The following is a 17,766-nucleotide window of genomic DNA, read 5'->3' as shown; positions in this document are numbered from 1 at the left end:
AGGCGAGATCGGAACTGGCGCGATGAAAAGTGCAGATATCGACGTGTCCGGCCCGGTGCAGGTCTTTCAGGCGCCGTGCCTCGAAGGCGTGCCGCATGGCTTCCTCGGGCGCCGGGGCGGGGTGAGCGGCGGCGAGATCGCCGGGCTCAACTGCGGCCTCGGGGCCAACGACGATCCGGCGCTGGTGGCCGAAAACCGCGACCGTGCGGTGATGGCCGTGGCGCCCTGGGCGCGGCTGCTGGGCGTCTACCAGATCCATTCCGCTGATTGCGTGATGGTGGGGGACAAGCCGTGGAACGAGGTCCAGCGCCCCAAGGCCGATGCGCTGGTGGTCGACCGCCCCGGCATCGTGCTGGGTATCCTGACCGCCGACTGCGCGCCGGTGCTGTTCGCCGACCGCGATGCGGGCGTCGTCGGGGCGGCCCATGCCGGATGGAAAGGTGCCTTTGCCGGGATCACCGATTCGACCATCGCCGCGATGGAAGCGCGCGGCGCGAAGCGCGAGCGGATCGTCGCTGCCGTCGGCCCGTGCATTGCGCAGGCCTCCTACGAGGTCGACAGCGGTTTCCGCGACCAGTTCCTGCGTCGCGATCCCGCCACCGAAGCCTTCTTCGTGGCCGGGCGCGAGGCGCACTATCAGTTTGATCTCGAAGGTTTTGTTGCATCGCAACTAAAACGCGCCGGGATTGCACGGGTGGAAGGCCTTGGACTGGATACTTATGCCGATCCCCAGGCGTTCTATTCGTATCGCCGCGCCACGCATCTTGGTGAGGCCGACTATGGCCGCCAGATTTCGCTGATCGCCCTGCCGCAGGACTGATCGGATTTACCGTGCCAACTGGTGCCTCCGAACTCGAATAGTTGGGGGCAAAAAGCCGGTTGGCACTTTAGTCTTTCCCGTATAACCATAGGGGCCAAGGTCTCCTCGGCTGATCGCGCGAATGTGCGGTCAGGTGAAAGGAAGACCAAGATTTTTGGGAGCAACCGGGCTATCGGGTCGTCATTGGCCCCAAAGCTCGGCTGTGTTCCGGGAGTGGGCTGTCTGGAACAGGACAAGGCAACCATGGCAGAACAGGGTGGCGTGCGGCGGCGCGATTTCCTCAACGTGGCAGCGGTCAGCGCGGCCGGTGTCGGAGGGCTGAGCCTGTTGGTGCCCTTGGTCGGCCAGATGTCCGCCTCTGCCGATGTGCGCGCGGCCTCTTCCACCGAAGTCGATATTTCCGCGATCAAGCCGGGACAGGCGATCAAGGCGGTGTTCCGCAAGCAGCCGGTCTTCGTGCGCAACCTGACCCCGCACGAGATCCAGATGGCCAATGCGGTGCCGCTATCCAGCCTGCGCGATCCCGAGACGCTGGCGCAGCGTACCAAGCCCGGCCACACCAACTGGCTGATCACCATGGGCGTGTGCACGCACCTTGGCTGCGTGCCGCTGGGCGCGGGTGAGGGCGAGCCGCGCGGCGAGTTCGGCGGCTATTTTTGCCCGTGCCACGGCTCCAGCTACGATACCGCCGCGCGCATTCGCAAAGGTCCGGCGCCGCTCAACCTGCAGGTGCCGGATTATCAGTTCGCCTCGGCGCATGTGGTGAAGATCGGCTGAGGGTGGGGAAGGTGAAGGACATGAGGAGCAGGTTGCCATGAGCTTTCCCTGGGCCAAGCACTACGAACCCAAACATCCCGCGATGAAGTGGCTGGACGAGCGCCTGCCGCTGCCGCGCCTCGTCTACAATGCGGTGGGCGGCGGCTATCCGGTGCCGCGCAACCTCAACTACTGGTGGAACTTCGGCTTTCTGGCGGGCCTGTGCCTGATGATCCAGATCGTGACCGGCGTGGTCATGGCGATGCACTATGCCGCCAATACGCAGGTCGCCTTCGACAGCGTGGAAATGACGGTGCGCGACGTCAACTGGGGCTGGGCGTTCCGCTATGCCCATGTCAACGGCGCCTCGGCGTTCTTCGTGGTGATGTATATCCACATCTTCCGGGGCTTCTTCTACGGATCGTACAAGGCCCCGCGCGAGATGGTGTGGCTGCTGGGCGTGGTCATCTTCCTGCTGACGATGGCAACGGCGTTCATGGGCTATGTCCTGCCCTGGGGGCAGATGAGCTACTGGGGCGCCAAGGTCATCACCGGGCTGTTCTCGGCGATACCGCTGGTGGGCGACCCGCTGCAGCAGTGGCTGCTGGGCGGTTATGCGCCGGACAATGCCGCGCTCAACCGCTTCTTCTCGCTGCATTACCTGCTGCCCTTCGTGATCGTGGGCGTGGTGATCCTGCATATCTGGGCGCTGCATATCCCCGGATCGTCGAACCCCACCGGGGTCGAGGTGAAGCAGGAGAGCGACACGGTGCCGTTCTACCCGTTCTACATCGCCAAGGACGGCTGGGCGATCGGCGTGTTCGCGATCATCTTCTCGGTCTTCGTGTTCTTCGCGCCCAACCTGCTCGGTCACCCGGACAACTACATTCCGGCCAATCCGATGAGCACGCCCGCGCATATCGTGCCCGAGTGGTATTTCTGGCCGTTCTACGCGATTCTGCGCGCCTTCACCTCGAACTTCTTCTTCATTCAGGCCAAGCTGATGGGCGTGCTGGCGATGTTCAGCGCGATCCTCGTCTGGTTCTTCCTGCCCTGGCTGGACCGCTCGCCGGTGCGCTCGGGCAAGTATCGCCCGGTGTTCAAGTGGTTTTTCGCGGTGCTGGTGGTGGACGTGCTGGTGCTGGGCTGGTGCGGCGGTGCCCCTGCGGCAGAGCCCTACGTGATGATCAGCCAGCTCGCGGCGATCTATTACTTCGCGCACTTCCTGATCGTGCTGCCGCTGGTCTCGCTGCTGGAGCGCCCCGATCCGCTGCCGTTCTCGATCACCGAATCGGTGCTGGGCAAGGATCATGAGGTGCCGCTGGTTTCGCCGTCGACTCCGCCGCCTGCTCCAGCGAGCGAGGAGGTCACGGCATGATCCGCCTCGTCTCGATCCTCGTCGGGCTGTTCTTTGCCGCAGGGCTCGGCTGGTCGTTCTACAACGGCGCGATGACCGCCATCGAGGACCCGGCGGCGCAGACCGTCGAGCAGGCCTATCACCGTGAGCCGAAGGAAATCCACTTCGCCAGTGACGGGCCGTTCGGACGGTTCGACAACCAGCAGCTCCAGCGCGGCTTTCAGGTCTATCGCGAGGTCTGCTCCGCCTGCCATTCGCTCAGCCATGTGGCGTTCCGCGACCTTTCGCAGATCGGCTATTCCGAGGCGGAGGTGAAGGCCATCGCGGCAGGCATGCAGGTGCCCGGCATCGATCCGGTGACAGGCGAGGCGAACATGCGCCCCGGCACGCCGACAGACTACTTCCCCAAGCCCTTCGCCAACGATGTGGCGGCGCGTGCGGCGAACAACAATGCGATCCCGCCCGACCTCTCGCTGATCGTCAAGGCGCGGGAGGGCGGCGCGGCCTATGTCCACTCGCTGCTCACCGGCTTCCGCGCCCAGCCCGCCTCGCTGCTGCGCCGCTTCCCCGATGCAAAGACGCCGCAGGGTCTGCACTACAATCCCTATTTCGCGAACCTCAACCTCGCGATGGCGCCCCCGTTGGTGGCCAACGGACAGGTGCAGTACGGGCCGGGCAATCCGAAGCCGACGGTGGACCAGATGGCCACCGACGTCGCCGCCTTCCTGATCTGGACGGCGGAGCCCAAGATGGACAAGCGCAAGCAGACCGGCTGGGTCGTGCTCGGCTTCCTGCTGTTCGCCACCACCATGGGCTATCTCTCGTATCGCCAGATCTGGTCCGGAACAAAGCACTAGGGCCTGTCGACATTTAGCCCTGACGGCCTGCCGATAACGCCTTGACCCTCGCCGGAGCGGGGGCCATCCGGGCCGCATGACCCAGAATGGCATGGCATCCAACCCTATGACACCCAGTGGCATGACGGAAGCGGACTTCAAGGCGCTTATCCGCACGATCCCGGACTTTCCCAAGCCCGGAATCCTGTTCCGCGATGTGACCACGCTGATCGGTGACGGCTCCGGCTTTGCCGCCGCCGTGGCTGCGATGGCCGACCTTGCACGCGCCGCCGGTGCCGAGGCGATCGCCGGGATCGAGGCGCGCGGCTTCATCTTCGGCGCCGCGATGGCCGCGACGATGGGCCTGCCGTTCATTCCCGTGCGCAAGCCCGGCAAGCTGCCGGTTGCGGTCCTCGCCATCGACTATGCGCTGGAATACGGCACCGACACGCTGGAGGTCGATCCGGGCGCCGTGGGCGAGGGACGCCGTGTGGTGCTGGTCGATGACCTGCTGGCGACCGGCGGCACCGCGATGGCAGCGGCGGAACTGCTGCGCCGCGCGGGTGGGGTAGTGGAAGAGGCGCTGTTCGCGGTCGAACTCCCCGAACTCGGCGGTCGCACGCGACTGGCAGGGGCGAATATCGTCTGCCGTACGCTGATGACGTTCGAAGGCCACTGACAGGCGCGCTTGTAAACGGGGGACGTGTAAAACTGCCTCCCGGTGCGCAAAGCGGATTGACTGCGCGCCTGCTCCCGTGGCAAGCGCTGTTTCCCGATGTGCAGGCGACAGCCTGCCATACGGCATGAGCGGGTATAGCTTAGTGGTAAAGCTCCAGCCTTCCAAGCTGGCTATGCGGGTTCGATTCCCGCTACCCGCTCCAATTTCCTGTCCGTCGATGTTCGTATTCGTCTAGACAGCCCCGGAAAATCCAAGGTAATTAGCGGTTATCAGGCCGCAAGCGTTCACCCGCGTTCGCATTTAGCCACCAGCCGGTGGGGGTATGATTGGGGGGTATCTGCAAACGGCCAATTCGATACCCCCACGTCTGGGGGTGTTTCGGGGGCTAGGCCCTGGAAAGGCTGGCAGCATATGGCGCTTACAGACGTGGCAATTCGGAACGCTAAGCCGGGCGCAAAGGCAACCAAGCTGGCGGACGGGGCAGGCATGTTCCTGCTGGTCACGCCAGCAGGCGGAAAGCTCTGGCGGCTCAAGTATCGGATCGACGGGCGGGAAAAGCTGCTGGCGATTGGAGCCTACCCTGAAATTGGGCTGAGCGAAGCGCGCAAGCGGCGCGAGGAAGCGCGGGCGATGATTGCGCAGGGCCAAGACCCGTCGCGTGAAAAGCAGCGCGAAAAGGTTCGCTCGCGCATCCAAGCGGCAGACACGTTCACCGCCATCGCCAATGAGTATTGCGCCAAGCGCAAGCGCGACGGCGAAAAGGGCTGGTCGCCCGCCACCGCCACGCGCAGCGAATACCTGCTGTCACTGCTGAACCTCGGCATCGGCAAGTTGCCCATTGCCGAAATCGAGCCTGCCGATGTGCTGGTGGCCGTTCGCAAGATCGAAGCCAAGGGCAATTTAGAAAGCGCGCGCCGCACCCTGCAACTGGCCAGCATGGTTTTCCGCTATGCCGTCGCCACCGCGCGTTTGCGCTCGGACCCTACGCGCGATCTGCGCGGGGCGCTGACTGCGCCCAAGGTGACGCACTACGGCGCAATCACCGAAGCGAAGCGCGTGGGCGAATTGCTGCGGGCCATCGATGGCTACGAAGGCAGTGGCATTACCAAGCTGGCCCTGCAAATCGCCCCGCACGTGTTCGTTCGCCCCGGCGAACTGCGCCATGCCGAATGGAGCGAAATCGATCTGGATGGCGCGCTCTGGATCATCCCGGCGGGCAAGATGAAAATGCGCAAGCCGCACCACGTTCCGCTTTCACGACAGGCCTTGGAACTGTTCCGCGAAGTGCAGGCAATCACTGGCCCGTCCGGCTACATTTTTCCTTCCGTGCGCACCCGCACCCGCCCGATGAGCGAAAACACAATCAACGCCGGACTGCGGCGGCTGGGGTATGCGACCGATGAAATGACGGCACATGGCTTTCGGGCGATGGCTTCCACCCTGTTGAATGAAAGTGGCAAGTGGCACCCGGACGCCATCGAACGCGCTCTGGCCCATGGCGACGACGACAAGGTGCGCGCAGCGTATCACCGGGGCGCGCATTGGAAAGAGCGCGTCGATATGGCGCAATGGTGGTCGGACTATCTGGATCAGTTGCGCGAAGGGGCAGAGGTCATCTACCTATCCAAGCGTGAAGCCTGACAAAGATAAGCTCGCGGCATTCTCTGCCGAAATCGACAGTTTTGTCGCAGAACTTCAGCGCCCGATTGTGCTGGAACCCGCGTCCGGTGACTGGGTGCCAGCGCGCGAAGCCAAGGCAATAGTCCAAAAAATTTGCGGGGTCGGCAGTGACGACGCCATAAGAGCAATTTGCCGCAGGGCTGTGATTATCATTCCTGTGCAGGCACTGACATGGGCGCGGTCCGAAGACCCGCACGATTATATCAATCGGTTTGACTATTTTCGTGATCGGGAGACTGACTTAAGTCACTTCCATAGGACTATCTTTCGCACCGCCTTCAGTGAGATTTCCGGTTTTTTTGAAGTCTTGGAGACAGCCAGCCAAGGAGGCGATTGTTCCGGGATCGAACACGCAAACTGGCAGACAGGCGATTTCAAGCTGACGGTCGAGCACGATTTTTCGGACGTAACGCTTACAATTGTGGGCCTACAATTTGACAAGGTTGCATTGGTGCAATCTTTCGCGGGAGTGGTGCAGACGCCTGCCCCGGAACCGCTCGAACGGGCAAGTGCAAGGAAGGGGCGTCCGCCTAGTCCTGCTTGGCCGGACTGGATTGCGGAATTGGTAGCATACATTCACGAGCATGGTTTTCCGGCGGGTGAAGGCTCGCAAGGCCAAGAGGCGCTGATAACGGCCATCGCTGATCGACTTGCTGAAAGGGGGCTGGAAAGCCCGTCGCGCGCCACTGTGCAGGCTGCTGCGCGTTCGGTTCTGGACCGCTTGCGATCCCTAGAAGGGTGATTTCCGGCATTTCTGGCACTAACCGGCAGCTTATCTTGAGCGAATGCCGATGATTGTCACCGCCCATTAACGGGCTGGAGACATCGAATGGAACGCCTTGTTTATTCTGTAAACGAAACCGCCCGACTGTTGAGTATGGGGCGAACTTCCATTTACGCCATGATCGCAGACGGGCGGCTGGAATCCTTCAAGCTGGGCCGCCGAACATTGATAAGGGGCGAATCAATTCGCCGTCTGGTGGACGGGCAGGCCTGATCGCCATGCCGTCGCAACGGTCTACTCCGCGCCGGGTCAAGCTTCACCGTATTTACAGCACGGAGGAGCTGGCGGTCTGTTGCGGTGTCCATAAGAACACCGTGCGGCACTGGCAGACCAAGGGGCTGGAGCCTGTCAGCAAGGGCCGCCCTACCTTGTTCGACGGGGCAACGGTTCGCGCCTTCCTCGCCAAGCGCAACGCCAGCCGTAAGCAGCCCTGTCCGCCGGGCACGCTCTATTGCTTCAAGTGCCGTCAGCCGCGCGCGCCTGCCATGGGCATGGTCGAAGCCACCCGCCAGAATGCCACCACGGGCAACCTGAGCGCCATTTGCGAAGTCTGCGGCACAATGATGCACCGCCGCACCCGCTTGGCCGCAATCGCCGCGATCATGCCCAATCTGGCCGTCCAAATCAGGGAGGCAGGTTCACGCATATGTGAGCGCACCGCCCCTTCCCTGAATTGTGACGATCGAAAGGACTGACAGACCATGGCAAAACACAATGCCGCAAACGCCCGGATCAAGCGGGAATACTTCACCTATCTGAAGGAAGCACAGCGCCGGGACGAAGCATCGATCGATGCCGTAGCGAAGGCGCTGGCGCGCTTCGAGGAGGCGAACGGGCACAAGGACTTCAAGACCTTCTACCGCGCGCAGGCCATGGCCTTCAAGCACAAGCTGGACAAGCAACCGGCAGTGCGCACCGGAAAACCACTCAGTCGGGCGACGGTCAATTCCACCCTGTCAGCCCTGCGCGCGTTCTTTGTCTGGCTGGCGGGCCAGCCCGGTTACAAGTCCCGCCTGTCCTACGCCGATGCCGACTATTTCAATTTGGCTGAAAAGGACGTGCGGATAGCCAAGGCGGCACGGCACAAGGCGTTCCCGTCGCTGGATCAAGTCCACTACGTCATCGCCACCATGCCCACCGGCACCGCGATAGAACTGCGCAACCGGGCGCTGGTGGCCTTCGCCCTGCTGACCGGCGCGCGGGACGGGGCGCTGGCGTCGTTCCGGCTCAAGCATATCGATCTGGTGTAAGGCCGCGTCGATCAGGACGCCCGCGACGTGAAGACCAAGGCCAGCAAGACCTTTGCGACGTGGTTTTTCCCAGTCGGCGGCGATGCGCACCAGATAGTGCAGGACTGGTGCGAGTATCTGCGCGCCACCCTGCTTTGGGGCGATGGCGACCCGCTGTTCCCGCCCACGCAAATCGGGCTTGGCAAAAATGGCGGCTTCGCGACCGTTGGCCTGCACCGAGGCGAATGCTGGCAAGGAGCCGGACCTATCCGTGACATTTTCCGCAAGGCATTCGAGGCGGCTGGCCTGCCCTATTTCAACCCGCATTCGCTGCGCGATACGCTGGTGCAGCTTGGCGAACAGGTCTGCACCACGCCGGAGCAATTCAAGGCATGGTCGCAAAATCTGGGGCACGAGCGCGTGATGACGACGCTGACCAGCTACGGGACCGTTGCTCCGCATCGGCAAGCGGAGTTGATTCGGGGCATGAGCGCGGCAAGCAAGCTGGCGGCAACGATCGATCCAGCGTTGGTGGCCCAAGTGGTCGCAGTGATGCAGAACTTGCCGGGCAACGGGCCGGGCGGCTCCTGACCCATCCGTTCAGAACAGGGCGGTTAGATGACCAGCCCAATCTGCAAGCGTTGATCCCGCTTCAGTTAGTACGTTCCAGAACGCTTGCGGGTCTTTCGTAATTTCTTCGCCGATATGCTTGCCCGCGCCGCCGATAATCCCGATCACAAGTGCGCCAGCCCCGGCTTTGATCCAGCCGAAAATCTTGTTGGCCAGCCGCTTGAATGCGCCTTCGGCCTTTTCGATCACTTCCGCATTGGCCGTGTTGGCCCGGTCTGGCTTCGCCAGTTCAACCCGGACTTGGGCAACGCTGGCTTCCGCCGCTGCTAGGTCTTCATCATCGGGTTCAAGGCGGAATTCGTCGGGCGGGCCGTTGTGCCCCAATTGGGGCGCACGGTTGCGCCAATAGGCAATGTGCTGTTCGATCCGGTCCAGTTGCCCGCCAAGGGCTTCAAGCCTTGCCTCTAGCGGCTGGCGGTAATCGTCATCGTCGGGTTCGTCGTCCGGCTGGATTCGCAAGTCCGATGGTGCCCAATCAAAGAGGCCGTCAGACTGAATTTCGTCAGCGGCGCGCGCTATCAATTCTTCCGGCGCATCCGGGAACGCATCCCAAAGTTCTTCATCGGCGTGATAGGGGCCACCCCATATATACTGATAGCCGCCTTCTGCGCTTTCGTATGGCGTATGTTGTGCCGGGTCTTCAAAGTTCATGTGAAACCATTCAACCATGGCTTCAACTGCCCCGTCTTCATCGGACCAATCGATTTCCGGCGGCTGAAATGTGGGCTTCAACCCAAGACCGGAACTCATGTTGAACAGCTAACCTTTGCTTTTCCCAGACACTGCCATGTTTGCACAAGGTTTGCCTTCAATGCAATCCGTGGCGCGCTGGCGCGGCGGCTGCTAGGGATGGTGAATTGAAGGGGAATAATGCGTGCCGGAACTGAATTTTAAGGGCAAGGAATTTGTCTATAATCACCATTTGACGGTGCCCTTTCGCCCGCTGGAGATGCAAGCGGACAAGTCCATTGGGGAGTTGGATGCGAAATTGCCCGCCGTGATTAGGGGTGGCGATCAGATTGCGGGAGCGGTGCAGGCATGACTTCACTTCGGCCAAATCTCGTAAAACGCATTGACCGCCTGCCCAAGCCCAAGAACCTGGCGGCGGCCATGCAACCGCTGTTTGAGGCGATCAGCAACGCGATTCATTCCGTGCAAGGCCGGTTTCAAGAAACCGTCAGCACAAACGGCAAAATTTACATCACCGTCAGCACAAATCGGAACAAGGACAATGTTTGGGCCACGGTTGAAGACAACGGCCTTGGATTGGATGAAACCAATTGGGAGGCCTTCACCGAAACGGATACGGGGAACAAGATTTCGATTGGCGGCAAAGGGGTTGGGAGGCTCCTTTGGCTGGATTGCTTTCAGAAGGTTAGCGTTGTCAGCACATACAAGTCGGACAGCGGCATGGAGCGGCGCTCCTTCGATTTCGTGTTGAAGCAGGACGATCAGATTCAGAACGAAAAGGTCGAAGCCGTCGCAGACAGTGAAGCGCCCTCATTCTTCGTTCGGTTCGATGGTTTGCGGGACAACGGATACCTTTCCAATTTTCCCGGCAGAGACAGCTTCGTTTTCCAGCACTTAACGTCGCACTTCCTGCCAACCTTCATCGGCAAAAAGTGCCCGCAAATCTCGGTCTATGTCGGGGATGAGACCCGGAATTATCCAGCCGAAATCGATAACATCGTTCATCGGAAGCAGGCCGATATTCGGCTTGAAACTGAAGATTACGGCCTGCTGCACCTGACATTGATGGAATGCGACAAGGTAGCCAGCGCCGATCTGAAGGGGCACCATTTTGTCCACTTCATCGCCCATGACCGAACAGTTCAATCTCAAAGCATCGACGGCAAACTTGGCCTGAAATACTTCGGCGATGATGGGGACAGGGTGTTCCACGCCATTCTGACAGGCGAGTTCTTGGACAAGAACGTGAATCAGGAACGCACCGCCTTCATGTTTGAGGATGTGGTCCTGGACCGCATCATCAACGATGTCTGCACCGCGCATATCGAAGAGTTCCTGAAGGCACCGCTGGAAAAGTTGGGCGGCGAACAGCGCGAGAAAATCGAACAAATCACCGAAAGCTATCCTTCAGTGGCGTTCGGCAACACCGATGAACTTCAGTCCAAGATTCCGTCCGGCGAATTGAAAGAGGATGCGATATACGGCCACTTGGCGCGGGAGCGGTTCCGGCGGGACCAACGGCAAGCGGAAAAGATTAGGTCGGTCCTAAGCCGGTTAAGGGGTGGAGAGGCGGACGCGGCGACATTCGCCGCCACCATTGTTGAAGCCGGGAAAGCGATTGAAGATGCTGAACAACGCAGCCTTGCCGAATACATTGTGCGCCGAAAAGTCGTTCTCGATTTCATCGAAATTCTGCTTGAAAAGGTCCGCGACGACACGCGGGATAGCTCCTATCAGCGGGAAGATATCCTCCATTCGTTCATCTGCCCATTGCGGGTAAGCACGATTGCCGATGGCTCCAAGAAGGTGGAATCGGCGGCGTCCCACGATCTATGGATCATAGACGAGCGGCTTACGTTCGCACAGTATTTCAGCTCCGATGTGGAATTTTCGGCGTTGTCGCAAGCAGTCGAAAGCGACGACCGACCCGACGTTCTGATATTCGATTACGTTCATGGTCTGCGCCAGACAGAGGAGCCATCCAAAGTCCTTTTGGTGGAGTTCAAGCGCCCTGGCCGCACAAACTACGCAGACAATGAAAATCCTCAAACGCAGGTCGAACGCTATGTCCGGCAATTGCAGGCAGGGGGATTGAATGATGTGAAGGGGCGGCCAATCAAGTTGGACAGCCATACCGTTTTCCATTGCTTTGTGGTCGCTGATATCGTCGGGAAGCTCGACGATTGGACCTACACTTGGCAGCGCACGGCGGATGGCCGGGGCGGCTCTACCAACCGCGAAACGGTTTCCAAGGTTCGATAGAGCTGATTGGATGGGATGCGCTGCTGGGCGATGCGCGGGCGCGAAATCAGGCATTTTTTGATCGTGCCGGGATTTCGGGCAAGAGCTATTTTACTCCTGAGTAAACCCCATGCGAGCGAGCAAAGCCTGGCGGCGGTGACAATTTTGACCCTGTCCAAACTCAAACTTCTAACTCCAACCAGTTCAAAATCATGGGGGGCGCATGAGATATGCGGTTCGCAAGCGCGTAGGGCTTCGAAACTACGTGGGTAGGACCCGCGTTTTTGATTTCACCGGTTGAAGCGGAGCAAGTCGTTTCCGGGTCAAGGGCAAGTAGGTAGACACTGCCTGACTGTGCAGCGTTTCCGGGCCTTTGCCAGCGTAGCGACTTAGAATTGATTGGCTAAAATTGTGTCAGTCAATTCTGACGGTGAAGCTGCCAAAGCCACAATCGAGGCGTATCTATCTATTAAATCGCCAATCTTTTCCGAATCTCCGAGCGATTTGTCGCGTACGGTGTGGGGGTCTAATCGGCAATTCTCCGGCCGGTAAACGCACCCGGATCGGATTGCCGGTTCTGCTCCGCAGGGGGCCTTGGGATTGGTGAGCCTGGCGGCCCTCCAGCCGCCCGGAAATGCGCCTAGCCAGCACATTTGGGGGTATGATTGGGGGTATCCCGTTAAATTCGCCGACCTTGAATGGCGTAAATCTGATCTTTTTAGGCAGATTTGCGGTTCCCGCTACCTTTACAGCATGGCTGCGTAGAGAAATTCATCGTCGCGATGACTGCCGACCATGAAGAAGATGTCGGCGATCTTTTCGCAGCCGTAGCGTTCGTAGAAACGGTGCGCGCCGGTATTTTCGCTGTAGACGGAAATCTGCATCTCGCGAGCCTCGCGTGAGCGGGCAAGGTCGAGAGCCCATTCCATGAGCCGCCCGCCAATGCCCCTGCCGACCGCCGCGGGATCGGTATAGAGCTGCTTGAGTTCCACCACACGGGACGGATCGACACGGGCATGTTCGGGCCATCCGCAGGCCAGTTTTACCTTGCAGTAGCCCATGAGCACGCCATCCTCGATGGCCAGGCTGGTCCTGATTGCCGGATCGACGATTTCCCCTGCAACCTTCGCCTCGTCATACATCTCGGCGAGAAAATTCGACAGGTTTTCAGGGCTGTAGAGGTGCCCGAACTTGGCCACGAAGCTGCGGCGGCCAAGGTCTGCCAGCGCGGTGGTATCTTCAGGGGTCGCGTCGCGATAGTCCATCACAGAATCCGGGTCATACAGAGAGAAAAGTCATCGGGAAGATAGTTCCCGAACGGCGGGCATTCGGCAAAACCATGCTTGCGGTAGAGCGCATGGGCGGCATGGAACGGGGCAGGGCGGCCGGTCTCCAGGCTTACCCGCTTGCAGCCGCGCGCGCGGGCTTCTTGCAATAGATGCAGGAGGATTGCTTCTCCCACCCCCTGCCGAAGGAAGCGCGGATCGACGCGCATGGATTTCAGCTCGGCGTGGTGCGGCGCGATCATGCGGATCGCCCCGCAGCCTGCCAGATCCTCGGCGGTCCAGGCTGAGAAGAAGTCCACATCCGCAGCCCGCAGCATTTCGGCGGGCATGGCGTGGATGCTTTCCGGTGGCGACCAGCGGTGCATCTGGTCGAGGTGGAATTGCAGGAGGGAGAGGATTTGCGCGCTGGTCAGATCGTCACGCTCGATACGCAGGGAAGGTAAGGTCATGAAATATCCGAATACTTGTCCGCCTTGCGTTGCCCCATACGCATCCCCGTTTCCAGACGTGCGCGAAGCTGAAGGTAATAATCCTCGAGAAACGCGCGTTCGTCGCCCCAGCCGTCCTGACGCTGAATCTTGCGGGCGATGGTCTGATAGACCGAATCGAGCGCCTTGTCCCCGGATTCGCGCAGAACACGTTCCAGCGTCTGCAATTCGAATTCGCCATAGACCGCCAGTTCGGCCCTTGTGAAATCGTAGCGGCGGCGTTCCGGCGCGGGCGTCTCCCCTGCTTCTGATGGCGCTGTCACGGCGGCCCCGAGCACTGGTTGCAGCCGGTGTCGTGGGCGTTCGAGCACCCAGGTTCCGGCTACCACGTCTCCTGCGCGCAGGGCATCGCGATTGAAGAAGGGGAACAGCATGAAGATCGCGAACCAGCCGGTTGCCGCCAGCCACGCGGCGCCGCTTTCCACGCCTGCAGACGCGACCAGCAGCACCGGCAGGAACAGTTCGATATCGCGCAGGAGATTGCGCGCGATGACCATCTCGGCGCTCAGCCGCCCACCGTCGCGCGCGGCGATGCGGATACCGGCGATGCGCTTGCCTGGCGTCGCCCCTCGAGCGCCCAGCTCGAAGAACAGGAAATAGGCGTTTCGCAACAGGAACATGAAGACTATCCAGACGATGAAGATCAGCATCATCGCTTTGCCCAGAAGCGAGCCGTCCTTCATCCGGTCCGCTGCGACGCCTGCCCCGCCCAGCAAGGACATCAAGGCAAAACTGACGCCCGCCATGATCAGGCCGATGAACAGCAGGTCGATGACAAGAGCCCCCATCCGTGCGCCACGGGTCGCCACTTTCACCGGCAGGGAAATGCCCTCCGGCGTCACCAGCACACGGTCACGCGTCTTCGGAGGTGCCGGCTGACGCGGCTTGCGTTTCAGGCGAAAGGGCGGGCGCAACGCCATCAGGAGTGCCTCCCGTAACCGCGCCGGAACAGGTAGAAATAGCTCGTCCACAGCGCCAGCATGAAGCCGCCGATCGCATAGCGCCCCGCCGTCTCATCCACCATCTGCCGAGCGAAACCTTCGAGCAGGGCCGCGCAGACCAGCATCAACACGACGCCCGCCATCACCACGGCGGCACGTCTTCCCGCTTCGGCGGCGGCCTGCAAAACGGGGCGCTCTCCGGGAACGCCATGGCCCGCCCGACGTGCAGCCCGGCGGCGCCTGCCAGCAGGATCGCGAAGATCTCGGTGGTCCCGTGGACCGCGATCCAGCCCATGAAATCGACCGTCAGACCGGCGCCGTGATAGAGCCACAGCAGGGCGCCCAGCAGCGCCATGTTCTGCACCAGCAGCAGCAGCGTCGGCACGCCAAAGGCAAAACCGAAGGCAAAGGCAAGAATCGACACTTGCGCATTGTTGCTGAACAGCTGTGCGGCGAACACGCTCAAGCCGTTTTCCTTCGACTGCCCGAACAGCGAGCCGTGCAGCGCCTCACGCGTGGCGCCGGGCACACGGACCTCTCCGTCACCACCGGGCATCAGCGCATAAAACCAGGACGGATCATGCGCGACGAGCAGCCAGCCGACCGCAACACCTGCCACCATCACCGCCAGCGCGATCAGGGTATCCTTCCAGATCGAGCGCACAGCCGCGCTCCAGCCGCCGCCGAGAAAGCCGGTCAGCCACTCCCATAGCGAGGTGCGCGGGCCGTAGACGACATACCAGGCGCGCTGCACCAGCGATTCGAGGTACGCCAGCGTGGCCGCATCAAGCGAGGTCTCGCGCGCGATCGAAAGGCTGGAGGCAACCGCGCGGTAGAGACCGGGAAGCGCCAGCAGGTCTTCATCGGGCAGCTTCTTCCAGCGCCCTTTTTCGACCCGCACGACGATCTTTTCCAGCCGCGCCCAGTCTCCCTCGCGTTCCAGCCGGAAACGGTCGGAGCGCAAGGCAGCGCGTTCGACCGCAGCGTCACGGACGAGGATATCTGTCATCCGATCACTCCCGAACGCTTGATGGCAAGATAGGCGTCGATCAGCCGCGTGTCGACCCGATCCCACGATGCCTCGATCACGTCGACGCCGATCTGCCGCAGGCGCCGGGTCACGGCCATGCGCTGGCGCAGCAGCGTGTCCGCCGAGACGGCCATCGCCAGCGTATCGAGATCTTCCGGCTCGGCCGCCGCCATCGTCTCCAGTTCCTCGTCCACCAGAGACACGAACAGCACGACATGGTGGTTGACCAGCCGTCCGACGCTTTCGATCATCAGTTCGGCGCCGGTGGGATCGGAGAAATCGGAGAACACCACGACCAGCGACCGGCGCTGAAGCCGCCCGGCGAGCGTGGCCAGCGCCAGCGTGAAGTTCGGCTCCTCGCTGCGATATTCCAGCCCGGCAGCGGCGCGTTGCAGGCGGTGGAATTCAGCAGAGGATGTGACGAAGGGGCTCGACACCTCTGGGCGCGAGGCAAAGCCGAACAGCGCCACCCGATCTCCGCCGCGCAGCGCGACGTAGGATGTCGCCAGCGCCGCCGAAATCGCCCGGTCGAGCCGGGGCATGCCATGGACCGGCTCGCACATCGCCTGCCCGCAATCGAAGGCGAAGACGATCTGGTTGTTGCGCTCGGTCTCGTATTCCTTGGCATAGAGATGGACGTGACGGGCCGAGGCCTTCCAATCGATCCGGCGCCGGTCCATGCCGGGCTCGTACTCGGCCAGTGCCTCGAACTGCGCGCCTTCGCCCCGGATGCGGCGGGCGATCACGCCATACTGGGCATCGCGCAGATAAGTCTGGAACGCGGGCGAGCGGATCGCAGCGACATTCGGCCAGACGCGCACCGCACGGGCGATCGCACCGCGCGTCTGGCGCGATGCGAGCCCCAGCGGCCCGGTCCAGCGCAGCCACAGGCCATCGATGCTGCCAGTGCCACGACGAAGCGCGGCGAAACGGGCTTCGCCGTGCCAAACGCCGCCTTCCTGTCGCAGGGGAAAGGTCATCCGCCCGCCCTCGGCCAGACGCGGGTCGCAGCCGAGCGCCGCCTCCATGCGCGAGATGCGAGGACCTGACAACTCTGCATCGACAGCGATCACGGCGGGCAGGCCGACCTCGACATCGTCGGGCACGGTCACCCGCAGATCGGTCAGGCGCCCTGCGACCAGCGCGTCGGCAAGGATCGCGCCCAGCACGAACAGTCCCAGCACCGGCGCAGCCAGCCATGCCCCGGCGCCAGCGCGCCGACCAGCACCGCCAGCGGCGCGGCGACGGCCAGCAACGTGACCGCGCGGGTGGTCGGCACGACCATTGCCGCAGAAGGCGGTGGCATCGCCGCAGAAGGGGGAGGCGTGGCAGGCACGGAAGCTTGGTTTCCCTGCCTCAGCGCGGCGCGGCGGTCTGTTCGACCAGCCGGGCGACGATCTCCTCGACCTGACGCCCCTCGATCTCGGCCGCCGGGCTCAGCGTCAGGCGGTGGCGCAGCACGGCCCCCGCCAGCGCCTTCACATCGTCGGGCACCACATAGTCACGCCCGTCGAGCGCAGCGCGGGCGCGGGCAGCAGCCGCCAGCAGTACCGCCGAACGCGGGCTGGCGCCCACCACCAGATCCGCGCTCTCACGGGTCGCACGCACCAGCCGCACCACGTAATCGGTCACGCTGTCGGCCAGCGTCACGGACGAAACCGCGCACGTGGCGGCATCGAGCAGCGCCGGAGTGACGACGCTCCGGATACCGAGTTCGGCAGGCGTGGGCGCCCCGCGATTCTCGCTGTAGCGTGCGACAATCCGCGCTTCTTCCTCCAGCGAGGGATAGGGCACGGCCAGCTTGAACAGGAAGCGGTCGAGCTGGGCCTCGGGCAGCGGATAGACGCCCTGGCTCTCGATCGGGTTCTGCGTGGCGACGACGAGGAAATGCTCGGGCAGCGCGTGGCGTTCGCCGTCCAGCGTCACGCGGCGTTCCTGCATGGCTTCGAGCAGCGCGGCCTGTGTCTTGGGCGGCGTGCGGTTGATCTCGTCGGCCAGCAGCAGGTCGCAGAAGATCGGCCCGCGCGTCAGCGTGAACTGGCTGGTCTGGAAGTTGAACAGGTTGGAGCCGAGAATGTCGCCCGGCATCAGGTCCGGGGTAAACTGGATGCGCCCGAAATCGAGGCCCAGCGTGGCTGCGAAGCACTGCGACAGGAAGGTCTTGGCCGTGCCCGGCGGCCCTTCGAGCAGGACGTGCCCGCGTGCCATCAGCGCGATCAGCAGGTGCTCGACGACATCCGCCTGCCCGATCACGCCCTTGGCGATTTCGGAGCGGATCGCATCGGCAAGGCGTGCCACGTCCGGCAGCGAAAAAGCATC

General features: G+C 62.2%; 18 protein-coding genes, 1 tRNA gene and 2 pseudogenes. 14 read left to right on the top strand and 7 right to left on the bottom strand.

Features of this window, described 5'->3' with window-relative positions; all coding sequences use genetic code 11:
- The first annotated feature begins 22 nt into the window (after positions 1 to 22).
- From pgeF to CI805_RS01970, 12 genes are all read left to right on the top strand, one after another.
- Positions 23 to 820, top strand: coding sequence for a peptidoglycan editing factor PgeF (gene pgeF, locus CI805_RS02025; RefSeq protein ID WP_260925629.1), 798 nt, complete (start codon positions 23 to 25; stop codon positions 818 to 820).
- A gap of 243 nt (positions 821 to 1,063) precedes the next feature.
- Positions 1,064 to 1,597, top strand: a complete 534-nt coding sequence (petA, locus tag CI805_RS02020; protein WP_260925627.1) for a ubiquinol-cytochrome c reductase iron-sulfur subunit — start codon at positions 1,064 to 1,066, stop codon at positions 1,595 to 1,597.
- Between the two features lie 37 nt (positions 1,598 to 1,634).
- Positions 1,635 to 2,954, top strand: a complete 1,320-nt coding sequence (locus CI805_RS02015) for a cytochrome b (RefSeq protein WP_260925626.1) — start codon at positions 1,635 to 1,637, stop codon at positions 2,952 to 2,954.
- On the top strand, positions 2,951 to 3,790 hold the full coding sequence (locus CI805_RS02010) for a cytochrome c1 (RefSeq protein WP_260925624.1): 840 nt from the start codon (positions 2,951 to 2,953) through the stop codon (positions 3,788 to 3,790). Before CI805_RS02015 ends, CI805_RS02010 begins: the two co-directional genes overlap by 4 nt.
- A 121-nt stretch (positions 3,791 to 3,911) precedes the next feature.
- A complete protein-coding gene (locus tag CI805_RS02005) occupies positions 3,912 to 4,448 on the top strand; it encodes an adenine phosphoribosyltransferase (protein WP_260927708.1) in 537 nt (178 codons plus the stop codon).
- A 128-nt stretch (positions 4,449 to 4,576) separates the two neighbouring features.
- A tRNA-Gly gene (locus tag CI805_RS02000) sits at positions 4,577 to 4,650 on the top strand.
- Positions 4,651 to 4,859: 209 nt separating this feature from the next.
- On the top strand, positions 4,860 to 6,089 hold the full coding sequence (locus CI805_RS01995) for a tyrosine-type recombinase/integrase (protein WP_260925622.1): 1,230 nt from the start codon (positions 4,860 to 4,862) through the stop codon (positions 6,087 to 6,089).
- Positions 6,079 to 6,870 carry a hypothetical protein gene (locus CI805_RS01990; RefSeq protein ID WP_260925620.1) on the top strand — a complete coding sequence of 264 codons (792 nt, stop codon included), beginning with the start codon at positions 6,079 to 6,081 and terminating at the stop codon, positions 6,868 to 6,870. Before CI805_RS01995 ends, CI805_RS01990 begins: the two co-directional genes overlap by 11 nt.
- An 87-nt stretch (positions 6,871 to 6,957) precedes the next feature.
- Complete coding sequence (locus CI805_RS01985; protein WP_260925611.1) at positions 6,958 to 7,125, top strand: helix-turn-helix domain-containing protein; 168 nt, start codon at positions 6,958 to 6,960, stop codon at positions 7,123 to 7,125.
- Positions 7,126 to 7,130: 5 nt separating this feature from the next.
- Complete coding sequence (locus CI805_RS01980; RefSeq protein WP_260925609.1) at positions 7,131 to 7,607, top strand: helix-turn-helix domain-containing protein; 477 nt, start codon at positions 7,131 to 7,133, stop codon at positions 7,605 to 7,607.
- 6 nt (positions 7,608 to 7,613) lie between these two features.
- Positions 7,614 to 8,162, top strand: a complete 549-nt coding sequence (locus CI805_RS01975) for a site-specific integrase (protein WP_260925607.1) — start codon at positions 7,614 to 7,616, stop codon at positions 8,160 to 8,162.
- A 27-nt stretch (positions 8,163 to 8,189) separates the two neighbouring features.
- Positions 8,190 to 8,732, top strand: coding sequence for a hypothetical protein (locus tag CI805_RS01970; RefSeq protein ID WP_260925605.1), 543 nt, complete (start codon positions 8,190 to 8,192; stop codon positions 8,730 to 8,732).
- Between the two features lie 9 nt (positions 8,733 to 8,741).
- Here CI805_RS01970 and CI805_RS01965 read toward each other — a convergent pair whose 3' ends face one another.
- Positions 8,742 to 9,521, bottom strand: a complete 780-nt coding sequence (locus CI805_RS01965; RefSeq protein WP_260925603.1) for a hypothetical protein — start codon at positions 9,519 to 9,521, stop codon at positions 8,742 to 8,744.
- 124 nt (positions 9,522 to 9,645) lie between these two features.
- Here CI805_RS01965 and CI805_RS01960 point away from each other — a divergent pair, with 124 nt between their 5' ends.
- Together CI805_RS01960 and CI805_RS01955 are read left to right on the top strand one after the other, a co-directional pair.
- Entirely contained in the window at positions 9,646 to 9,813 is a 168-nt protein-coding gene (locus CI805_RS01960; RefSeq protein ID WP_260925601.1) for a hypothetical protein, read from the top strand.
- On the top strand, positions 9,810 to 11,723 hold the full coding sequence (locus CI805_RS01955; protein WP_260925599.1) for an ATP-binding protein: 1,914 nt from the start codon (positions 9,810 to 9,812) through the stop codon (positions 11,721 to 11,723). The genes CI805_RS01960 and CI805_RS01955 overlap by 4 nt, the downstream gene beginning before the upstream one ends.
- A gap of 725 nt (positions 11,724 to 12,448) precedes the next feature.
- On the opposite strand, the gene CI805_RS01950 is transcribed toward CI805_RS01955, so the two are convergent.
- The 6 genes and pseudogenes from CI805_RS01950 to CI805_RS01925 form a co-directional block, all read right to left on the bottom strand.
- Positions 12,449 to 12,967 carry a GNAT family N-acetyltransferase gene (locus CI805_RS01950; protein ID WP_260925597.1) on the bottom strand — a complete coding sequence of 173 codons (519 nt, stop codon included), beginning with the start codon at positions 12,965 to 12,967 and terminating at the stop codon, positions 12,449 to 12,451.
- On the bottom strand, positions 12,967 to 13,437 hold the full coding sequence (locus CI805_RS01945) for a GNAT family N-acetyltransferase (RefSeq protein WP_260925595.1): 471 nt from the start codon (positions 13,435 to 13,437) through the stop codon (positions 12,967 to 12,969). Before CI805_RS01945 ends, CI805_RS01950 begins: the two co-directional genes overlap by 1 nt.
- A complete protein-coding gene (locus CI805_RS01940) occupies positions 13,434 to 14,396 on the bottom strand; it encodes an RDD family protein (RefSeq protein ID WP_260925593.1) in 963 nt (320 codons plus the stop codon). The genes CI805_RS01945 and CI805_RS01940 overlap by 4 nt, the downstream gene beginning before the upstream one ends.
- Positions 14,396 to 15,426: pseudogene (locus CI805_RS01935) on the bottom strand (stage II sporulation protein M). Before CI805_RS01935 ends, CI805_RS01940 begins: the two are co-directional and overlap by 1 nt.
- Positions 15,423 to 16,753, bottom strand: a pseudogene (locus CI805_RS01930) (DUF58 domain-containing protein). The pseudogenes CI805_RS01935 and CI805_RS01930 overlap by 4 nt, the downstream one beginning before the upstream one ends.
- 50 nt (positions 16,754 to 16,803) lie before the next feature.
- On the bottom strand, positions 16,804 to 17,745 hold the full coding sequence (locus CI805_RS01925; protein ID WP_260925591.1) for an AAA family ATPase: 942 nt from the start codon (positions 17,743 to 17,745) through the stop codon (positions 16,804 to 16,806).
- Positions 17,746 to 17,766: the final 21 nt, after the last annotated feature.

The organism is Novosphingobium sp. 9 (genome assembly GCF_025340265.1).
GTDB lineage: Bacteria > Pseudomonadota > Alphaproteobacteria > Sphingomonadales > Sphingomonadaceae > Novosphingobium.
The sequence above is the reverse complement of the archived record's forward strand: the minus strand, read 5'-3'. Positions and strand labels throughout refer to the sequence as shown.

What these genes read in the sequence shown, in the direction of transcription:
- CI805_RS01985 (WP_260925611.1), top strand. Translation starts at nt 6,958, where the DNA reads ATGGAACGCCTTGTTTATTCTGTAAACGAAACCGCCCGACTGTTGAGT.
- petA (WP_260925627.1), top strand. Translation starts at nt 1,064, where the DNA reads ATGGCAGAACAGGGTGGCGTGCGGCGGCGCGATTTCCTCAACGTGGCA.
- CI805_RS01995 (WP_260925622.1), top strand. Translation starts at nt 4,860, where the DNA reads ATGGCGCTTACAGACGTGGCAATTCGGAACGCTAAGCCGGGCGCAAAG.
- CI805_RS02015 (WP_260925626.1), top strand. Translation starts at nt 1,635, where the DNA reads ATGAGCTTTCCCTGGGCCAAGCACTACGAACCCAAACATCCCGCGATG.
- CI805_RS01945 (WP_260925595.1), bottom strand. Translation starts at nt 13,437, where the DNA reads ATGACCTTACCTTCCCTGCGTATCGAGCGTGACGATCTGACCAGCGCG.
- CI805_RS01965 (WP_260925603.1), bottom strand. Translation starts at nt 9,521, where the DNA reads ATGAGTTCCGGTCTTGGGTTGAAGCCCACATTTCAGCCGCCGGAAATC.
- CI805_RS02005 (WP_260927708.1), top strand. Translation starts at nt 3,912, where the DNA reads ATGACGGAAGCGGACTTCAAGGCGCTTATCCGCACGATCCCGGACTTT.
- CI805_RS01980 (WP_260925609.1), top strand. Translation starts at nt 7,131, where the DNA reads ATGCCGTCGCAACGGTCTACTCCGCGCCGGGTCAAGCTTCACCGTATT.
- pgeF (WP_260925629.1), top strand. Translation starts at nt 23, where the DNA reads ATGAAAAGTGCAGATATCGACGTGTCCGGCCCGGTGCAGGTCTTTCAG.
- CI805_RS01975 (WP_260925607.1), top strand. Translation starts at nt 7,614, where the DNA reads ATGGCAAAACACAATGCCGCAAACGCCCGGATCAAGCGGGAATACTTC.
- CI805_RS01950 (WP_260925597.1), bottom strand. Translation starts at nt 12,967, where the DNA reads ATGGACTATCGCGACGCGACCCCTGAAGATACCACCGCGCTGGCAGAC.
- CI805_RS01940 (WP_260925593.1), bottom strand. Translation starts at nt 14,396, where the DNA reads ATGGCGTTGCGCCCGCCCTTTCGCCTGAAACGCAAGCCGCGTCAGCCG.
- CI805_RS02010 (WP_260925624.1), top strand. Translation starts at nt 2,951, where the DNA reads ATGATCCGCCTCGTCTCGATCCTCGTCGGGCTGTTCTTTGCCGCAGGG.
- CI805_RS01955 (WP_260925599.1), top strand. Translation starts at nt 9,810, where the DNA reads ATGACTTCACTTCGGCCAAATCTCGTAAAACGCATTGACCGCCTGCCC.